General features: G+C 55.3%; 14 protein-coding genes. 6 read left to right on the top strand and 8 right to left on the bottom strand.

The window, feature by feature from the left end:
- Nucleotides 1–746 precede the first annotated feature (746 nt).
- From L248_RS09430 to L248_RS09400, 7 genes are all read right to left on the bottom strand, one after another.
- On the bottom strand, nucleotides 747–1,400 hold the full coding sequence (locus tag L248_RS09430) for an ABC transporter permease (protein ID WP_022529971.1): 654 nt from the start codon (nucleotides 1,398–1,400) through the stop codon (nucleotides 747–749).
- Nucleotides 1,401–1,402: 2 nt separating this feature from the next.
- Nucleotides 1,403–2,347 carry an osmoprotectant ABC transporter substrate-binding protein gene (locus L248_RS09425; protein ID WP_022529970.1) on the bottom strand — a complete coding sequence of 315 codons (945 nt, stop codon included), beginning with the start codon at nucleotides 2,345–2,347 and terminating at the stop codon, nucleotides 1,403–1,405.
- Between the two features lie 4 nt (nucleotides 2,348–2,351).
- Nucleotides 2,352–2,984: an ABC transporter permease gene (locus L248_RS09420; protein WP_022529969.1), complete on the bottom strand. Its 633-nt coding sequence runs from the start codon at nucleotides 2,982–2,984 to the stop codon at nucleotides 2,352–2,354.
- Nucleotides 2,977–4,260: a betaine/proline/choline family ABC transporter ATP-binding protein gene (locus L248_RS09415; protein WP_081701284.1), complete on the bottom strand. Its 1,284-nt coding sequence runs from the start codon at nucleotides 4,258–4,260 to the stop codon at nucleotides 2,977–2,979. Before L248_RS09415 ends, L248_RS09420 begins: the two co-directional genes overlap by 8 nt.
- 295 nt (nucleotides 4,261–4,555) lie before the next feature.
- Complete coding sequence (locus tag L248_RS16335) at nucleotides 4,556–4,954, bottom strand: type II toxin-antitoxin system RelE/ParE family toxin (protein WP_022529967.1); 399 nt, start codon at nucleotides 4,952–4,954, stop codon at nucleotides 4,556–4,558.
- The gene (locus tag L248_RS09405; RefSeq protein ID WP_040536004.1) at nucleotides 4,935–5,234 is read right to left on the bottom strand and encodes a type II toxin-antitoxin system RelB/DinJ family antitoxin; all 300 of its coding nucleotides are present in this window, start codon (nucleotides 5,232–5,234) and stop codon (nucleotides 4,935–4,937) included. The genes L248_RS16335 and L248_RS09405 overlap by 20 nt, the downstream gene beginning before the upstream one ends.
- Nucleotides 5,235–5,376: 142 nt before the next feature.
- Nucleotides 5,377–6,780, bottom strand: coding sequence for a C69 family dipeptidase (locus L248_RS09400; RefSeq protein WP_022529965.1), 1,404 nt, complete (start codon nucleotides 6,778–6,780; stop codon nucleotides 5,377–5,379).
- A 173-nt stretch (nucleotides 6,781–6,953) separates the two neighbouring features.
- Here L248_RS09400 and L248_RS09395 point away from each other — a divergent pair, with 173 nt between their 5' ends.
- Nucleotides 6,954–7,769, top strand: coding sequence for an alpha/beta hydrolase (locus L248_RS09395; protein ID WP_051999971.1), 816 nt, complete (start codon nucleotides 6,954–6,956; stop codon nucleotides 7,767–7,769).
- Between the two features lie 86 nt (nucleotides 7,770–7,855).
- Here the strand turns inward: L248_RS09395 and L248_RS09390 are convergent, their stop codons facing one another.
- Complete coding sequence (locus L248_RS09390; RefSeq protein ID WP_040536001.1) at nucleotides 7,856–8,950, bottom strand: iron-containing alcohol dehydrogenase family protein; 1,095 nt, start codon at nucleotides 8,948–8,950, stop codon at nucleotides 7,856–7,858.
- 230 nt (nucleotides 8,951–9,180) lie between these two features.
- On the opposite strand from L248_RS09390, the gene L248_RS09385 reads away from it, so the two are divergent.
- The 5 genes from L248_RS09385 to L248_RS09360 all read left to right on the top strand — a co-directional run bounded on the left by L248_RS09385 (nucleotide 9,181) and on the right by L248_RS09360 (nucleotide 17,122).
- Nucleotides 9,181–13,215, top strand: coding sequence for an LPXTG cell wall anchor domain-containing protein (locus tag L248_RS09385; RefSeq protein ID WP_022529962.1), 4,035 nt, complete (start codon nucleotides 9,181–9,183; stop codon nucleotides 13,213–13,215).
- Between the two features lie 129 nt (nucleotides 13,216–13,344).
- A complete protein-coding gene (locus L248_RS09380; protein WP_040535999.1) occupies nucleotides 13,345–14,058 on the top strand; it encodes a GTP pyrophosphokinase in 714 nt (237 codons plus the stop codon).
- Between the two features lie 404 nt (nucleotides 14,059–14,462).
- A complete protein-coding gene (locus tag L248_RS15245; RefSeq protein WP_022529960.1) occupies nucleotides 14,463–16,310 on the top strand; it encodes a KxYKxGKxW signal peptide domain-containing protein in 1,848 nt (615 codons plus the stop codon).
- Between the two features lie 217 nt (nucleotides 16,311–16,527).
- Nucleotides 16,528–16,767 carry a type II toxin-antitoxin system PemI/MazE family antitoxin gene (gene mazE, locus L248_RS09365; RefSeq protein ID WP_040536030.1) on the top strand — a complete coding sequence of 80 codons (240 nt, stop codon included), beginning with the start codon at nucleotides 16,528–16,530 and terminating at the stop codon, nucleotides 16,765–16,767.
- The gene (locus L248_RS09360) at nucleotides 16,748–17,122 is read left to right on the top strand and encodes a type II toxin-antitoxin system PemK/MazF family toxin (RefSeq protein WP_245585297.1); all 375 of its coding nucleotides are present in this window, start codon (nucleotides 16,748–16,750) and stop codon (nucleotides 17,120–17,122) included. Before mazE ends, L248_RS09360 begins: the two co-directional genes overlap by 20 nt.
- Nucleotides 17,123–17,200 lie beyond the last annotated feature (78 nt).

Genomic DNA, 17,200 nt, shown 5'->3' with positions numbered 1-17,200 from the left:
GCCCGTTTTGCCTCCGCTTGCTACGCGTTGGCACTCAGTCATGTTGGAATACGAGTTTTGTCACGCCCCCAATTTCACCACTGAGCCCCTTCCCGCTCGCCCTCCGTCATCCTTTTGTCGTGCTAGGACGTTGCCATCCCAACAAAGCGACACATAGTGGCATACTAGGAAGACGCGGGAAATAAAAAAAGCCGTCTCAATACAACAAAGTATTGGGACGACTCTAATGCCGCGGTACCACCCAGTTTGTGCCTTCGCACCAACTCGTTTGAATAACGATCAACGACCGTCCAGTGATGCTGCGTCATTGTAATTCAGGACCGCTGACTGGCAAGCTCGCAGTACCGCTTGCTTTCTGAACAGGGGCAGAGGTCCTTACTGAGGTGACGCTCACTGGAAAATATATTGCCTTGATGGTACCAAATCGCGGGCGGGTGTGCAACTTTCCTGAAAATGGTGTGCTTGACTGGCTCTGCATTAATTATGCAGTTTCGTTGGTTTACGATAAGTGGAATGTTGGATTCTGCGAAGAACGTAGGCTGGCTGGGCCCGGAGCCAGGGGGCCTCAGTGGTGATATTGGTCTTAGCGGGCGGTCTTTGCCCGCTTAGACCAAGGCCGAGCTTGGAGACCACGCGCACTTTGCGCGGGCTTCAAGTCGTGCCCACCCCTAGCTGCGCAGTACCGGCTCCGCACTAGCTTCGCGTCGCCGGCCCCTGGCGGAGGGCCCAGCCAGCCGGCCACAGGATTACTGCGTCCTTGCCGCGAACCGTTTCTCCAAGAAGCCCAGCACCATGTCGGAGATGATCGCCATCAACGCCGTCGGCAGCGCACCAGCGAGGATAATTGCCCCACCGTTGGTCGCGTTGGTCCCGCGGATGATGATGTCGCCCAGGCCGCCAGCGCCAACGAAGGAACCGATGGCCGTGACCCCGATGGCCAGGACCAGCGCGTTACGCAGGCCGGCCATGATGACGGACAGGGACAACGGCAGCTCGATCTGGCGCAGAATCTGCCAGCGAGTCATGCCCATGCCTTTACCCGCGTCGAGGACGTCGGGATTCACATTTCTCATCCCGGTATCGGTGTTCTTGATAATCGGCAGGAGGGAATACAGAAACACGGTCAAGATGACGGTGTTCACACCCAGACCGAGGCCCAGCATGATGATGGAAACCATGGCCAGGGACGGGGTGGTCTGGATCACGTTGGCTGCGCCGATGACCCACGTCGCCAGGTGCTTATGCCGGGAGACGTAGATACCGATGGGAATGCCGACGATGGCGGCCAGAATCACACCGTAGATGGAAATGAGAAAGTGGCGGTTGAACTGGTCCAGGATGTATTGGCCGTTGTGGGTAAAGTAATACACCAGCTGCTGCCAAAGATTCATGTCTTTCACGGTTACTTCGCCCCTTTCTCAAAGTAGTTGTGCTGTTTCAGGAACTGCTGGGCAACGACGGCTGGTTCGACCAGGTCGTTGTCCACCTTATAGTTCAGCGTCTGCATCGTCTTCAAGCTAATCTCGCCATTCAAGCGGGAGAGAATGCCCTTCAGCTTAGGATGGGCCTTCAGCGTGCTGTTGTTGACCACGACACTGGCGTTATAAGGCGGGAAGAAATGCTTGTCATCCTTGAGCAGCTTCAAATCGTAACTGCGGATCCGGCCGTCGGTGGAATAGCCGAGGACCGCATCCATCTTGCCGGCATCCAAGGCGTCATAGACCAGGCCAATCTGCATCGGATAAACGTGGCCGAAGCCGAAGCCGTACGTGTTCTTGAAGGCGGAGTAACCGTCACCCTTCCGGTTGGCCCAGATCTGGTCGATCCCGACGCGCATGTCGCCCGCCACCCGCTTGATGTCAGAAACGGTCTGCAGGTTGTTTTCCTTCGCGAATTTTTGGGTCACCATAAACTGGTATGTATCGGCGAACCCGTAGCTGGGGAAATAGGTCATATGGTACTTGCTGTTCATTTGCGAGAAGACCTGCTTGTTGACGATCTTAGGATCGGTCTCGCCGCTCAAGTTCAACACAGTTTGATAATCGGTCCCGGTGTACCGGATAGCGGTCAAGTCTGTATCACCGCGCTTTTGCGCTTCGAAACTGACGTTACCAGAACCGAGGTTATTCAGAATGGTCGTCGGTGTGTTCTTATCGTAATGCTGGATCATCTGCTGAATCATGTTGGCCATGATCTGCTGCTCGGTGGTGTTTTGCGAGCCGATCTTGACAGTTTCAGGAGACGTCCCGGCCAGGCCGGGCCAGCTGAAGGAGCAGCCGCCCAGTAAAGCAACGGCAAACAGGCCGGCGAGGAGCATGGTGAATTTTTGCCAATTACGTTTCATCATCTGCTCACACCTCCTGTGTCGTGGCGGGGGTGACTTTCTTCTCCACCAAGCCCAGCAGCCAGTCCACGACCAGCGCCAGGATGATGGCCGGAATCGAGCCGCCCAGGATCAGGTCGCCGCGGTAGAGGTTCAAGCCGTTGAAGATCATGTCCCCTAAGCCGCCGGCGCCGATGTAGGACGCCAAGGCCGTCCAGGCGATGACATACGTACCGGACAGGCGGATACCGGACATGATGACGCCGGCTGCCTGGGGCAATTCGACCCAGCGGATAGACTGCCAGTTGCTCATGCCCATGCCCTTCGCCGCGTCCAGCAGGTTCGGGTCGACGCCGTTCATACCGATGTACGTGTTGCGCAGGATCGGCATCAAGGAGTAAATGAACAAGGCGACGATGGCCGGCGTGGTGCCGATGCCGAAGATGGGAATCATCATCGCCAGCAGCGCCATCGCCGGAATCGTCTGCAAGACACTGGTCAAGCCGATGACGAAGCCGGCGATTTTCTTCGCCCGGGTGAGCAGGATGCCCAGCGGGACGGCGACAATCACACCAAGCGCTAGGGAGACGGCAGAAATGTAAATATGCTCGCCTAGCTCCTGCATCAGTTGGCCGCCGTATTGATTAAAGAAACTAATCATTATGGGCGTGCACCTCCTCCTTTTCTGCAGGCTTAGCGGGCTTGTCCTTAGTGTCCGCGTCGTCAGCGACATCGGCAACGGCTTGGGCGCCTTCCTTGACGTCAGTGGTACCGATGTCGGTGCGCGGTCCGTCGGTGGACATGTCCTTATCGGTGTCGTTATTGTTGCTGGTCGCCGCACCGCCCAGGGCATCGTAGACCATGTCCACCAGCGCCGCCCGGGTAACGATCCCGGTCAGTTTGCCGGCATCGTCAACGACCGGGACGTTCCGGTAGCCGCGCTTCAAGATACGGTCCACGGTGTCAGAAATGACCGCACTCTGGCGCACGTAGAAGACCTTGGGGTTCATGATGGCCTCCACCGTATCGGCGGTCCGGAACTTATCGTTGATCACTTCCAAGTCGACGTAACCGCGAAGAATACCGTCGGGGTCCGTGATCAGCAGCGTATCGACCCGTGTCTTGTGCATCAGCGACAAGGCTTCCCGCGGTGTGGCGGTCTGTACGATCGAAATCGCGGGCCGCTGAATCTGGCCGACGGTGGTAATGGTCGGCTTGGCTTGGATCAAACGGTCTTCCCCAATCAGGTCAGCGACGAACTTGTTGGCCGGGTGACGGAGGATTTCTTCCGGTGTATCCACCTGGACTTCTTCCCCATGGGACATGATGACGATGCGAGTCGCCAGCTTCAGCGCCTCATCCATGTCGTGGGTAACGAAGACAAACGTCTTGCCCAGGCGCTGCTGCAAGTCCTTGACCAGGTCCTGCAGCGCGTCCCGGGTGATGGGGTCCAGTGCCCCAAACGGTTCGTCCATCAGAATCAATTCTTGGTCCGCCGCCAGGGCGCGCACTACGCCGACCCGCTGCTGCTGGCCGCCGGAAAGTTCGCTGGGGTATCGCTCTAAGTAATCTTCAGGCAGCTCGGCCATCTTGATCATTTCAACAGCCCGCTCATCCATCCGCTTTTGGTCCCACTTCAGCATCTTCGGGACCAGTAAAATATTGTCTTTGATGGTCAAATGCGGCAGCAACCCAATGTTTTGAATGACGTAGCCGATGCGCCGGCGAAGTTTCACCGGGTCCATCTTCGTCACGTCTTCACCATTAATTTTAATCGTTCCTGAGGTCGGCTCGTTCATGCGGTTGATCATCCGCATGGTGGTCGTCTTCCCGGAACCGGATGTGCCGATGAAGCAGATAAACTCGCCCCGCTCCACCTTGATGTTAAAATCGTTCACTGCCACGTTTTCGCCATATACTTTGCGCAGATGGGAAATTTCTAGAAATGCCGTAAGCGCCACGTCCTTTCTTTTTTTACCGAAAATAGTTGGTGTCTATGTTACCGGACTTTCTGAGAATATGCAAATAAGCCATGAATTATGCAATTCGTGGCAGTGTATTCTCCTTCCCCCTTTGGCGTATGCCCCCATACGTCCATTTTTTGATACATCTTAGTTTTAGCAGAAAAATGGACAAATGTCGCGTTTTGGTGCTTATATCGTCTAACTATGAAGCCTACGTACTTCGATCGCCCCACTTTCCCAATTCCATTAAAAATTCGAGCATTTTCAGCTAGCCAAAAATGTCGCTGTGCGTCCCGATGGCGATGAGATACAGTATATTTGCATCGTCGTCCGATGAATACACCAGAAGATGATCGCCATTGTGTCCGTCAAAATGCAGTTCAAGACACTGGACTTCATTAACCGACTTGTTCAGCGCCCGGGCAATATTTGCCCTCGTCTTCCGTGGAAGAGTTAAAGGATGAACATAAAAATAGGACGGTAAAGACTGCCCGTCCTGTAGTAAGGCCACCACAAAATCGAATGGCGCCAATCCCTGATATTGTGTGCTTCCCGTGACTTCGATAGGCAGCGGTTCATTAAAAATCGGTTTCCATCGTTTACTTCGATGCACTTTCTTCGCCTCAGAACGAAAAAGGCTGGCGTACTTAATTGTTTTCATCATCATCCCCAAATAATTGATTCTTCAAGTCCTCGACACTGCTTGCTGATGCCATTTTCTTTTTCCCGGACTTATCCGCAATCATTTCATCGATGGCCGCTAGCACCTGAGCATTCGGCATACCAAAGTATTTCGGCACACCATCCCGAGCAGCTGCCGTAATGACAATTCGAGCATAATCAGACAGAGACAAACCAGCTTTAGCCAAATTGTCAATCGCTGCAGCCTTGATCGCGGGATCAATCCTGACGGAAATAGTTGCCTGTTTCAACGGAGATTTGGTCATTGAAATCGCCCTTTCTGTCACACACTTGTTATACATGATCACAGTATAACACGTTAAATCAACAGATTGCACCCTGTTGTACGGGTCAAGGCACGAAAAAAGCAGCCCAGAATCCGGACTGCTTTCTCCCTAGGGTGAGAAACTACATCTCTCCGCCTTTCTCAAACTGTAACGTTAACCGGTCGGCCGCTAAGGTAGTCACGTCCGTCAGCATCGTCTTGGCTAATGCGACGGCTTGCGCGGCCATGGCGTCGTTGGCCGCGGTCAGCTTGGCGGCAGCGTCGCTGTCGTCCTGGGCCAGAGCGGCGTCCGCCTTGGCCACGGCGCCGGTCCCGATGGCAAAGCCCGCCCGGCGGAAGTTCAGGATCCGGTTCATGACATCTTGGTCGCGCTTGGCGAAGAGCGGATCGACCATGTTGGCCACGATCTTGTTCAACCAGTACCAATTCTCCGTGGTGGCATCGTTGGTGGTGTTCTTCCAGAATTCGGGAGTGTCGTTCACATTCGCGTAGAACGGCAGCGGGAAGGTGAACGGGTTCATGCCCATCGCTAACCAGTGAATGGACCGGTAGCTGACCGGCACGTCGTTGCGGATCTCCAGAATATGCATCTCCTGGTTGCGGTTCATGCCGATGGGCCGGTAGCGGCTCTTTTCCTCCGCATTGCCCGTGCGGCCATAGGGGTCGTACGGGGTCCCCTGCATATGGTCAGACAGCACCATCGCCACATCTTGAACAGAAATCTTGCGCGGCGCGTGCTGAATGAACGGCAGCGTGCGGGACTCCGGCACTTCCGGCAAATCCTTCTGGAAATGGCGCTGGGCCGACCACACCCGGGGTGTGTTGTAGAAACGGTCGCTGCGCAGGTCTTCGCCGAAGATCTCGCGGAAGTTGAACCCTTCTTTGGCGGTGTTCAAATGGTTCTTTTCTGCAAATTCTTCCAAATCCGGGGCGGCGATGAAGTGGTCCGGATCATCAAAACGGATCTCTTGGATACCGGTCTGGTTGGGGGCGATGACGTAAGCGTCGTCAGGGATGCGCTGGGCCGCCCAGTGGTGGCCGCCGACGGTCTCGAAGTACCAGACTTCGTCCACGTCGCTGAAGGCAATGCCGTTGCTCTCGCAGGTACCGAACTCGCTGATCAGCGCCCCCAGGCGGCGAACACCCTCCCGAGCGGTCTTGACGAAGGGCAGGACCGTGCTGAGCATGGCTTCTTCGCCGATACCGTCGGGCACCAGCGGGTCGAGGCCCAGCATGGCGGCGTTCGTGAACTCCGTCTCGGTGGCACTCATGCCCACGTTCGCACTATTGATGCCGGACTCGCCCCACTCGCCATCCGTGGTCGTGTCGGCCATCGGGGTCAGGGTGTGGCCCAGAGCATCCCCGGGCAGCTGAACGTGGAAGCCGTTGAACGTGGAGACGAATTCCCGGCTCTCGGCTTGCGCAGGCACATAAATGAGCCGCTTCGGGTTAATCCCGCCCTCTGCATCCTCGTTCCGGGCAATCATCGTGGCGTGGTCCACACTGGCTTCTTTACCTACCAGCATGGCGGTACAACTAGACCGATTAATACGCAATTGGAAGAACTCCTTTATATGGGTATGGCCTGATTCTACCACTGATGGGACAGGCAGAAAATGCACATCTGACCAGTTTTCTGCCCAGAGCGTTACAATGGTAATGAAAAGACTTGTGGTCTGAAGTCAAGGGAGTTGTGGAAATGATCATGACAAAAAGCCAGGTGGTGACCACCACCGTGTATTCACCAATCTTGGGGATCGACTGGAATTACGATGCCTACTTACCAGCGGGATACAATGACAGCGACCAGCAATATCCCGTGTTGTTCATGCTGCACGGATTGTACGGCAACCACCGCAATCTGCTGGAACGCATCGATTCCCAGGCCATCTTGGACGAGCTGATTGAGACCACCGGCCAGGCGCTCATCGTCATCTTCGTCGACGGGTTCAATTCCTTCTATATTAATGCTCGCCACGGCATGGCCATGGAAGACGCCGTGATGCACGACTTGGTACCGGCGATGCTCAGCCGTTACCGCATCCAGCCGGGCGCCAGCAATCACGCGATTGGCGGTATTTCCATGGGCGGCTACGGCGCCGCCCGCTTCGCCCTGCGCTATCCTGATGTTTTTGCTCATGCCGCTTTGATCTCCCCGGCCATCTGGGAACACGTGGCCAGCGAATGGCCGCTGCGCCAGCAGCTCCACCCCTTTACCGACGGCTGTCAGAACTGGTCTGACCGCATCTACAATGCCCTGCTGCCCATCCACGACATCCACCACGGCCGCGGCGCCGTCGACTTTTACGTCGCCACCAGTGCCGGTGACCAGACCGTCCCCGTTCACGACATCCGCGACTTCGTCACCGTCCTCCAGCAAGTCGGCATTCCCACCGTTTACGTGCAAGACCAGGACTACGACCATGGCTGGGATTATTGGCGGGAAGCTGTCCCGCCCGCTTACCACTGGGTGTTGAAGAAAGTCGGGCAGCGCCACGCCGCCCTGGCCCATTAATTTTATGAAGAAAAACCGTCTGCTGAAAATCAGCAAACGGCTTTTTTTAACCGATATGTCCGTCTTTAGCCAGCATGGATGCTTCCCTATGCCTCGGCAGCCTGAGCCGGCGCGGTCAGTTCTTCCACACGATCCATCGCCGCCACGACCTTCGCCGCGGTGATCTCTGGGTCGATGAGCTTGAATGATTCCTTGTCCGATGCAGCGAACTCGGCTACTTGGACTTTCTTCCTCGCCACGTCACTGGTGACGTTCAGCCCGGCCAGGTTCGTCGGTAGACCCACCTGCTGATAGAACGGCAGGAGCGCCTGAATCTCGTCGTCATCGCCGGTATAGGCCAACTGGACGAGAATGCCATAAGCCACCTTGGAGCCATGCAGGATCGGGTGGGTCTCATCAATATAAGAAAGGCCATTATGCACCGCATGGGCCCCAGCCATGCGGCCGTCGGCGCCGGCGAAACCGCCCACTGTCCCAGCGATACCAATAATGGTGTCCGCGATGGCGGCTAGGTCCGCTGTGACCTGCCCTGCCTGCAAGTCAGCCACGGCCTGGACGGCCGACGTCTGCAAGATCTTGCGAATCGTGCCCGCGGCGCTGAAGCCCAGCTGACTAAACGCGGTCAACGTTTCCCGGCGCGGCCGGGTGATGCCCTCCATCTCGTACCACTTGGCCAGGGTATCGCCGATACCCGCAATCAGGTAGTCCTGGGGCGTAGTGGCAATAATGTTCCAATCGACGACTGTCGCGTAAGGTGCCCGGGCAAAATACGCCACCCGGTCAAAGCTGTGGCCGACTTGATGGTAGATCGCGCCAATGGGGGTGTACGGGGCACAATTCGATGCCAGTGTCGGGACCGTGATGTAATCACAGTCAAAGATCTCGGCAACCAGCTTAGCGGTATCTAATAGCCGGCCGCCGCCAATGGCCACGATCACATCGGGTTGGTCGGCCTTCTCAGCGATTTGGGCGGCATCCGCATCGCTTGCCGACCCATCGTAGCGAAACAACGGCAAGTCAAGCGGTGCTTGCGTCTTCTCCTGGAAGACAGCGAAGGATTTTTCTCCTGTCAAAATGATGGGACGATGAAAATGGCTCAATAATTCTGGCAGATTGCTGGTCGCTCCGGCAGCGCTGATATAACGGTTGGTGCCGGGACGAATCTCCTGGTCGATGGTCATCTGACGCACTTCCTTATCCGTATTTAAGAACTTGATGGGTATGTTACCCCTTTCCCCGGAAATGTGCAATATAAAATGCCACTTTTCTCTCTCATTTTTCGTGCCAATTCAATTGTCCAAAATCAATAATTTTGCTTTCTGAAAGTTGACCTGTGAGCGGTTACATTCATGGTAGAATGCACATTAGGGGTATGATCATGCCAGATCCTTATCTAAGGAGGATGGGGAGGATGAATAAAACAATCGTGCGGTTCACGCTGCACAAAAGCAAGAAGCGCTGGCTCGTTATTGGGACGAGCCTGCTGGTCGTTGCGGGGTTAAGCAGTTTCACCCCAGGCCGAGCCCAAGCCGCCACTGACGGAGCGGGTACGGCCGTACCAGCAAAAGACACACTGCGGTCAGGCCAAGACAATGCCACCGCGGTTTCAGAAAATCCCACTTCTGAGTCGCTGGCGCTTGGCCGGGACGCAGGCCTGGCGGCACCAGAGCCAGCCAGCGCACCATTAGAAAATGACCACGTTGCAGTTACCCCGGCAATGGCGCCGGCGGTAACGACCACTGAACAGAGAGAAACCGTCGACCATACCCCAGAAACTATCGGAAAGGCGGATTTGAACCCCAGCGCTGCCGCGACCACGCCGACGGAGCCAGCGACGGTGCCGCCAACCAGTGCGCCGCTGACACAACCAGCGGATTCCGTCCAATCAAGTGAAAAGGCCCTGGCATCCCTGCCAAACGGGCCAACAATTGAAGCTGCAGACTCACCGAACGCTCCCGCAGCAGACGGTAAGAACGAAAGTAATACAGCCAGTACCGAAGAAACCCCAACGAAAGATTCACCGGCCGGAGAAACAGCTCAAAAGGCACCAGTGACCGCTAAGGATGCGTTGGCGAACGCGCAGACGTTGAGTACTCAAGGCGGCACCTTGACGAATTGGATTCCCGATGTTAATTTCCGCAATCAGGTCATCGCCGCATTACAGACCGCCAAGCTCCTGCCGGCGGGCCAAGGAGCGGACCAGGTGACGCCCGCGATGATTTCTGCCCTGACCAGCTTGCAACTGGGCCGCATGGTCGAGGCCACCGCACCGGACGGGGTCAAAGCCCCTGACGTCCAGACGGCCGACCCGCAGCAAAGCGTGGCCGACCTCACCGGTATCGGTATTTTCAGCGGCTTGCAGAAGTTAACACTCACTGACAATCGCTTCACCACAGTACCCGATGAAATCAGTCAGTTGACCAACCTCACAGATCTGGTCATCACCCGCAACCAGCAGCTCACCCACATCGGTGATCTCAGCGGGCTGCACAACGTGACAAATCTGGCAATCACGAATAACGGTAAGCTCACCGAATTACCCGCCAGTATCAGCACCCTCACCAACGTCACGGGTACGCTGGACTTGCACGGCAACAGCTTTACGGCACTGCCTGACCTTTCTTCCCTGCAAAAGGTGACGACGCTAGACCTGAACAACAACCGCCTGACCGATATTGCGGACGGTCACCTGGATCAGCTGACGCACTTGACGACGCTTAATCTCGGCAGTTATGACGGTGCAAATTATCAGGAATTCATCACCGGCCTCGGCCATGATCTGAACAGCGGTGGCGATTTGGCCAATCCAGACTTCTTTGATGCGGTCCCCCGAGGTGAAAACAATGTGCACCTGAATTATGATCCCCGCACACCGGTACCGAATATGACGCTGCGCACTGGTAACACCACCTATACCTACGCCTATCCTGATGTATTCACTGAACCGGACCTGGCCCACTATAACCATCTCAGCGCCCTGCCCGCCGCGCTCGGTCAGCTCACCAACCTGCAAAGTCTCAATCTCGTGGGCAATGACCTGACAGACTTGCCTACCACCTTCAGCCAGTTACACAATTTAACAAATCTGCAGCTTGGCAACAATCGCTTCACCGCGATTCCCGCGGCAGTGCAGGCGCTCGTCGGCACTAACCCGAAACTCAGCCTCAGCTTTTCTAACTACTTAGCGAACTACCCTTCCTTCGGGACTTACCGCAACCAGAACAGCATTCTGCAAAGTGAAATTTGGGACACCAGCACGGGGGGCTTCCGTATTGCCGGATGGAATCCGGCGCAGGACCAGGTGCTCAGCCAAGTGATCAAGTTCCCCCAGCACTATGTGGTGACGTACAATTCCACCAGCTTCACGATTCTGGATGCGGCCAACCCCTTAGTGCCGGGAGAAAAAGTCAACGATTCCCAACTCATTCAAATCAACGGCATTTACTATCTCGGGCCAGAGACCCTGGTCACCTCGCCGACTGCAAAAACCGGTGTCGTGATCCAGCAATTTGTCCATTACCCGAACAATCAGCCCAACGGGACGGATCATCTTGGCCAGAAAACGGCTGGTTCCCTGAATGCTTGGAACTTTGGCGACGGCTATTATGGCGGGATGTATGACGCCACGAATGACGTATTCACCGTCGGTACCGCGAATCAAACCCGGGATAGTCAGGGTAACGTCTTACCGCTCTATCCGTATCAGGATCCCTATCTGGCACAGGGTCCGAGTACCCCCACCACTTGGCGCGGAGTGCTCGGCCAGAACTTTTATTACATGATCCTGCTTCCCCGGAACTGGTCGCCGGACGGTGATAATCTCAACAAAACCTACGCGCTCAACTTCAGCGTTGGCGGCAAGTATGCTGAGAATGCCCCCGATGGCGGTGCCAGCAATGGCACGGGGGCGATGAATGGCTTCATCCAGCCGGACAGCACCGGCTATTCGATGGTGGCCACCACGGATGTCACGTTTGTGCTGGACGGTGCCCTTGCTGTCCAGGGCAAGTCATCCAGCATTCCCCAGGGTCACGTTTGGGACCCGGCGCAGGGGTTTGCCGGTGCCGTGAGAAATGACACCGATCAGACGACCATCACGAGCTGGTATGACACGGCCGGCAAAGTTAATCCAGGCCTGGGCGTCCAGCTATATGAAGTTGTGCCCACGAACAAAGGATTACAAGTTCTGCGGACCTTCAAGGATGCGGCAGACTTCAACCAAAATGCCACGGCCTTTCAATATGCCGATAATCTGCATACCGCCTTTGCGTATGGACCTGATGGGCAAAAGATTCAGCGTTTTTATATCGCCACTTACAATTACCTGGACAAGACCAGTAATCCCGTCCAGATCCTAGTCACGGATGATTCGACTTTGACACTGAAAGATTCCACCACCACTGCCAATACCCAATGGCACCTTGCCGATGCTGCGTTCGCCGCCACTGATCCAAACGGCACCACCCCGTTGGCAGAAACGACCACGGCGACCACCGACCAAGTGGCTGTCACAATTGTGGATGACGCGGACCCCAGTGTCGTTTATGACACAGTGGCCGCATTCAATGCCGGCAAACGAGCTGGTCATACCTATACTGTAACGGCTAAAACGTACGACCAGCGCGCGGCATCCGGCCAGTCGACGCAGCTTTTCTTACTGAAGGAAGCCCAAGCGAAGATTACCGTGACGAAGGATGCCGTGCAATTGCACTATGGCCTCCATGGGACCGATGGTAAAGTATACGACGGCCAACCGGGCGTGCTTGATCCCACGAAGTACCAAGTGACGGTCTCCGACGGCACCACGTATCAGCCTGTCGCCGGTGACCTGGCATTCCAGGAATCGCCGGTGGTGGCGCCGGGGTCGTACCACGTCATTCTGACGCCAGCGGGAACGGCGCATGTCCAAGCCGGGCAACCAGCCGCGGTGTGGACGTTCGACGGCAGCCGGGGGACTTATGTCATCACACCGAAAGATGAGCCGACACCGCCGGTGAATCCAGATAACCCGAACCCGCCAGTAAACCCGGTGACGCCAGATAATCCGAATCCGCCGGTGATCCCGGACACGCCCAATCCGCCAGTTAACCCGGTCACTCCGGACCAACCGCATACACCAGTCACACCGGCAGAACCCAACGAACCGGCCAAGCCTGATAAGCCGAGTGTGCCTGAGACACCGACCAAGCCGGACACGAGAACTGACAATACACACACAAGCACTGCGGGCAGCAGTCGGTTAACCCCCACCAGTACGCGAACAGTTCAGAACAAGGCCCCGCAAGTGGCTGGGCAGGCAGTGAAACAAGCCGCTGCGCGGTTGCCGCAAACGGATGAGAAAACGTCCTTTGGCTTGATGATTGCCGGTCTAATTTCCACCCTACTCGCCGGCGTCGGGCTGCTCAAGATGAAGCGGCGCGATGAAGATAACGAGGATGAACAATAATTGAGCGACGGGGACTGGCGTCAACATGCGCTGGTCCTCGTCTTTCTCTCCATGCAAAATTCCGTCTTCTGTCCGATGTACCCGCTCCGCCTTTCTTCCATACTGAGGAAGAAAAGTGAGGTATCCGCGATGATTCTGGAACGCAACAATTTCTTCTCGCTCAAACAGATTGAAACCGAGGCGCGGCAATTCGGTTTGCAGGACCAGTTCGCCGACTTCAGCCGGTTACTGCACCTATATGAGCTGCGCCAGGCGGGGGCCAATGAGATTGGCACGAAATTGGAAAACCTGGACGACGATTACGCCATGACCTACGATTATAATCCGATTCACCACATTGAGGAACGGACCAAGTCGATCCACAGTCTGGTCGAGAAAATGCGGCGCAAGGATTACGAATTCAGCATTGAAAATGTGGAAGACCACATCTTCGATATCGCGGGGATTCGGGTCGTTACCAACTATATCGATGACGTCTACGAAATCGAGCGCTCCCTGGTCTCACAGACCGACGTCACGTTGGTCGAGAGGAAGGACTATATTGCACAGCCCAAACCCAGCGGCTACCGGAGTCTGCATATCGTCGTGTCGGTGCCAGTCTTCCAAGCCCGGGGGACATACCAGGTGCCGGTGGAGGTGCAGATCCGGTCCGTGGGCATGGATATGTGGGCCAGTTTGGAACACCGTCTGCGGTACAAAACGGATATGGATCCGGCAGAAGTGGAAAAACATGCCCAGGCCTTGGTGGCGGATGCTGAAGAGCTGAACCAGATTGAGTTACGGATGCAGGGCATTTCTAAACAACTGCGCGAGACAAAAGGAAAGAATCGTAGCGTTAGATAATGTCGGTGTCGTGACTCATCATTGGCTCCCTTGTATGTTTATGTTACTTTTCGTCGTTCACAGGTGCGCTTAGGTCTGGGGATACAGGACAGACGAAAACTGAATCTGATTAGGCCGGCAGCAGCCCGGAAAGGAAGCAGAAGTGCTTGCTTTCTGGGCTGCTGCTCATTATTGTCTGGTCCGCCGCTTACCATGGCCCTTACCCAAAGTTGGTAAACGTTGAATCAAGCAAGGTTGGGTGGTATGCCCTCGTCGGCACGATCCATAGGCGGTGTGCGTGCCTCGGATTGTCACAGAAATCCGTGAAATACAGAAGAATGATGATACCCTTTACTGCTGGTCAGCATGATACAGTGAAATTGAAGTCAGTTGTGGACCCCCCGAATTGAAGGAGGCCTTTTCTTATGAACCAAAAAGTACGATACCGGTTGTATAAGACTGGTAAGCGCTGGGTCGCCGGCGCGTTAGTGGTGAGTTTGCTGGGACCGCTGGCCGGGCCGGCAGTAGTACAAGCGACGTCAGCGGCCGGCGAGAGTATCAGTCGGGCGGCGACGATCAAAAAGCCGATCATCTTTGTGGATTATTTTAGCGGCAAGGAAATCGGGCGCGTTGTAACTGATGTGCCCAAGGAGGCGAAGTATGTCGTCCAGGCACCGCGGAACTATGCATTTTATGGAAAGCCGATCACGACCATCTACCCGGTGGATGAAACACCGCTGACGTATCAGGTTTACAGTACGACTCAGGAATTCAGTAAGCAGATTCAATATAAGGCGGGCGATGACGTCGTGTCGACGTGGACGATGTCCGGGCTGCCGTTTGCCAAGAAGCAGGTATTGCCGCCGCCAAATACAGGGTATCAATTTGTTGGTAAAGCACCGACCGTTGAGTTCCTGGATAACGAACCGTTCGTGGTCCAAGTTAAGGTCAAGGAAATGTCTTTTGAGCTTTGGTTGGTCGACCATGAAACTGGTGAAGTATTACAAAAGTACACGGTGAAAAGACCGTATGGTACAAAGTACGATACGCAGCAGGCCATTGCGGACACGGTGTACCGGCTCGCAGATGGCGAGCCACGCCATTTGGAGATAAGCCATGCGACTAAGTACCAGCTCCGGGTCATTGCACCAAAAAAATATCACAAAACGCTGACCTATCAATACGCCGGCAAGACCATTGGGCAGGAGACAATCACCGGGACAGCCGCGGAGACTTATGATCGGACAGAGTATTTGCCGACGGGGTACGAGTTGGCTGAGGATGTCGAAGAAACGGCGATCATTACGGATGATACGGAAGACATCATTCCGGTAGTGCGCCAAATGGTTTACCGAACAGTGGACTTTAGAAATGAGCACAACGGCGCGCTCGGACATGAGGTAGTCAGAGGCTACTATGGTGACGTGGGGATAGCCGAGATCCCGGCATATCTCGCTGCCGACTATAGGGCATTGCATCCCGATGACTTGCGGGTCGAGTTGAACACGTATGAAGATATTCAGATCATTCTTTACCCAAAGCCGAAGCCACCCGTTGTCCCTGATCCCGACCCAGAACCGGAGAAACCGATACCGCCAGTTGACCCCGATCCTGACCCTGAGCCGGAACCAGAGATTCCTGACCCCGAGGTGCCAGACCCTGAACCGGAGCCAGAAAATCCTGATCCTGAAATACCAGACCCTGGACCCGAACCGGAGACTCCTGACCCGGAAGTACCAGACCCCGAACCGGAGCCGGAGAAGCCAGTACCGCCAGTGGTGGTCCCGCCGATCGAGCCGGACCCGGAAGTCGATCCGCCGGGCATCGTACCCCCAATCGGTGACCTGCTGACGATGCGGGAAGCACGACAAGTCGTCGCGGTGAAGCAGACCGCTGTGCTGTATAAAGACAAAGCCGCCAAGGTCAAGACCGACCGAGTGTTAGGCCGAGATACCCGTTGGCAAGCCTATCGCGAAGTCGTTGATGCTGATGGGCAGGTCGTTGGCTACCATCTAGGTGGTGAACAGTTCGTTAAGGCGAGTGACGCCGTCGTCGTGGATATGACGCGCGGGGTGTTTACCGTGCGCCATCCCGACAAACCCAAGTGGGCGATCGCCACGTGGACGACGAGTAACCGCCCAGTGCAGATCATCAAGGCGGGAAGCCGTTGGCAGACATTTGGCAAACGGCAGCTGAATGACGGTCATTGGTATCATGACGTGGGCGGCGGGCAGTATGTGCGGGCCGACCATGGTACGTGGCAAAAGAAATAAGCCTGTCTGCATTTCGTCTCAACATGCTCTTGCTGTTAACCGCGGGACGAGTACCAAGAATATCCTGCCTTCCGGCGCCTGATCCTTCTGAGCGTCAACAGCAACACTAAATCCGGCCAGCAACAGCCAGGAACGAATGCAGAAATGCACGCCTTTCTGGCTGTTTTTGGTGGCGTCAACAAGTAATTACGTATATAATTACCTTGAGGTGATCAACATGGTTGTTAAAACAAGAAGGCAAGGGAACTCCATTATGATTACAGTCCCCGCCAGTTTCGGCATTGGAGAAAATGTTGAATTTGAACCGGTCCGCGACAATAACGGTGTCATTTCTTTCATCCCAGTGCGGAAAAATATCTTTGCCCAGCATCCAGAGCAAGATTTTCGTGCTGCTTTACTTGATTTGGGGGTTAGCGATCAAGGTGATCTGATGGGCCATGAAAATGTCTGGAATTGAGGGTCTGCCTGATCAAGGCGCGTTAATCTGGATCAATGCAGAACCGCACGCTGGGCACGAATATGGTGGACACAATACCCAACAGGGTAATACCATGCGGCCAATGCTCGTCATCAGTGATGGGGTCTACAATCGGAGAACTGGTTTTATCGTGGGGTTCCCAATTACCAGCAATAAACCTAAGAATGATTTCCCGACAATTAAGTTGGGTCCGCATAAAATACACGGTTACGTCGTTTTCACGCCTTTGGGCTATGATTACGAAGCCCGAAATGGAAGCATTATCGAACGGGCGAGCCGTGTTGAACTACAGCAAGCATTGATTGCCGCACGGGATTTATTTGGCTTCTTCTGATGATTAAGGACAAACTTTGTCGGCCACGATCGCTGCACGGTAACCACCACCCCCTAAAGGAGGCAGCGGTTGACCACG

It is taken from the genome of Schleiferilactobacillus shenzhenensis LY-73 (assembly GCF_000469325.1).
Classification (GTDB): Bacteria; Bacillota; Bacilli; order Lactobacillales; family Lactobacillaceae; genus Schleiferilactobacillus; species Schleiferilactobacillus shenzhenensis.
The sequence above is the reverse complement of the archived record's forward strand: the minus strand, read 5'-3'. Positions and strand labels throughout refer to the sequence as shown.

Excerpts from the sequence above, each read along its gene's own strand:
- L248_RS16335 (WP_022529967.1), bottom strand. The coding sequence starts at position 4,954 with ATGATGATGAAAACAATTAAGTACGCCAGCCTTTTTCGTTCTGAGGCG.
- L248_RS09420 (WP_022529969.1), bottom strand. The coding sequence starts at position 2,984 with ATGATTAGTTTCTTTAATCAATACGGCGGCCAACTGATGCAGGAGCTA.
- L248_RS09390 (WP_040536001.1), bottom strand. The coding sequence starts at position 8,950 with ATGACCATCGACCAGGAGATTCGTCCCGGCACCAACCGTTATATCAGC.
- L248_RS09385 (WP_022529962.1), top strand. The coding sequence starts at position 9,181 with ATGAATAAAACAATCGTGCGGTTCACGCTGCACAAAAGCAAGAAGCGC.
- L248_RS09425 (WP_022529970.1), bottom strand. The coding sequence starts at position 2,347 with ATGATGAAACGTAATTGGCAAAAATTCACCATGCTCCTCGCCGGCCTG.
- L248_RS09400 (WP_022529965.1), bottom strand. The coding sequence starts at position 6,780 with ATGCTGGTAGGTAAAGAAGCCAGTGTGGACCACGCCACGATGATTGCC.
- mazE (WP_040536030.1), top strand. The coding sequence starts at position 16,528 with ATGGTTGTTAAAACAAGAAGGCAAGGGAACTCCATTATGATTACAGTC.
- L248_RS09405 (WP_040536004.1), bottom strand. The coding sequence starts at position 5,234 with ATGACCAAATCTCCGTTGAAACAGGCAACTATTTCCGTCAGGATTGAT.
- L248_RS09380 (WP_040535999.1), top strand. The coding sequence starts at position 13,345 with ATGATTCTGGAACGCAACAATTTCTTCTCGCTCAAACAGATTGAAACC.
- L248_RS09395 (WP_051999971.1), top strand. The coding sequence starts at position 6,954 with ATGATCATGACAAAAAGCCAGGTGGTGACCACCACCGTGTATTCACCA.
- L248_RS09360 (WP_245585297.1), top strand. The coding sequence starts at position 16,748 with ATGAAAATGTCTGGAATTGAGGGTCTGCCTGATCAAGGCGCGTTAATC.
- L248_RS15245 (WP_022529960.1), top strand. The coding sequence starts at position 14,463 with ATGAACCAAAAAGTACGATACCGGTTGTATAAGACTGGTAAGCGCTGG.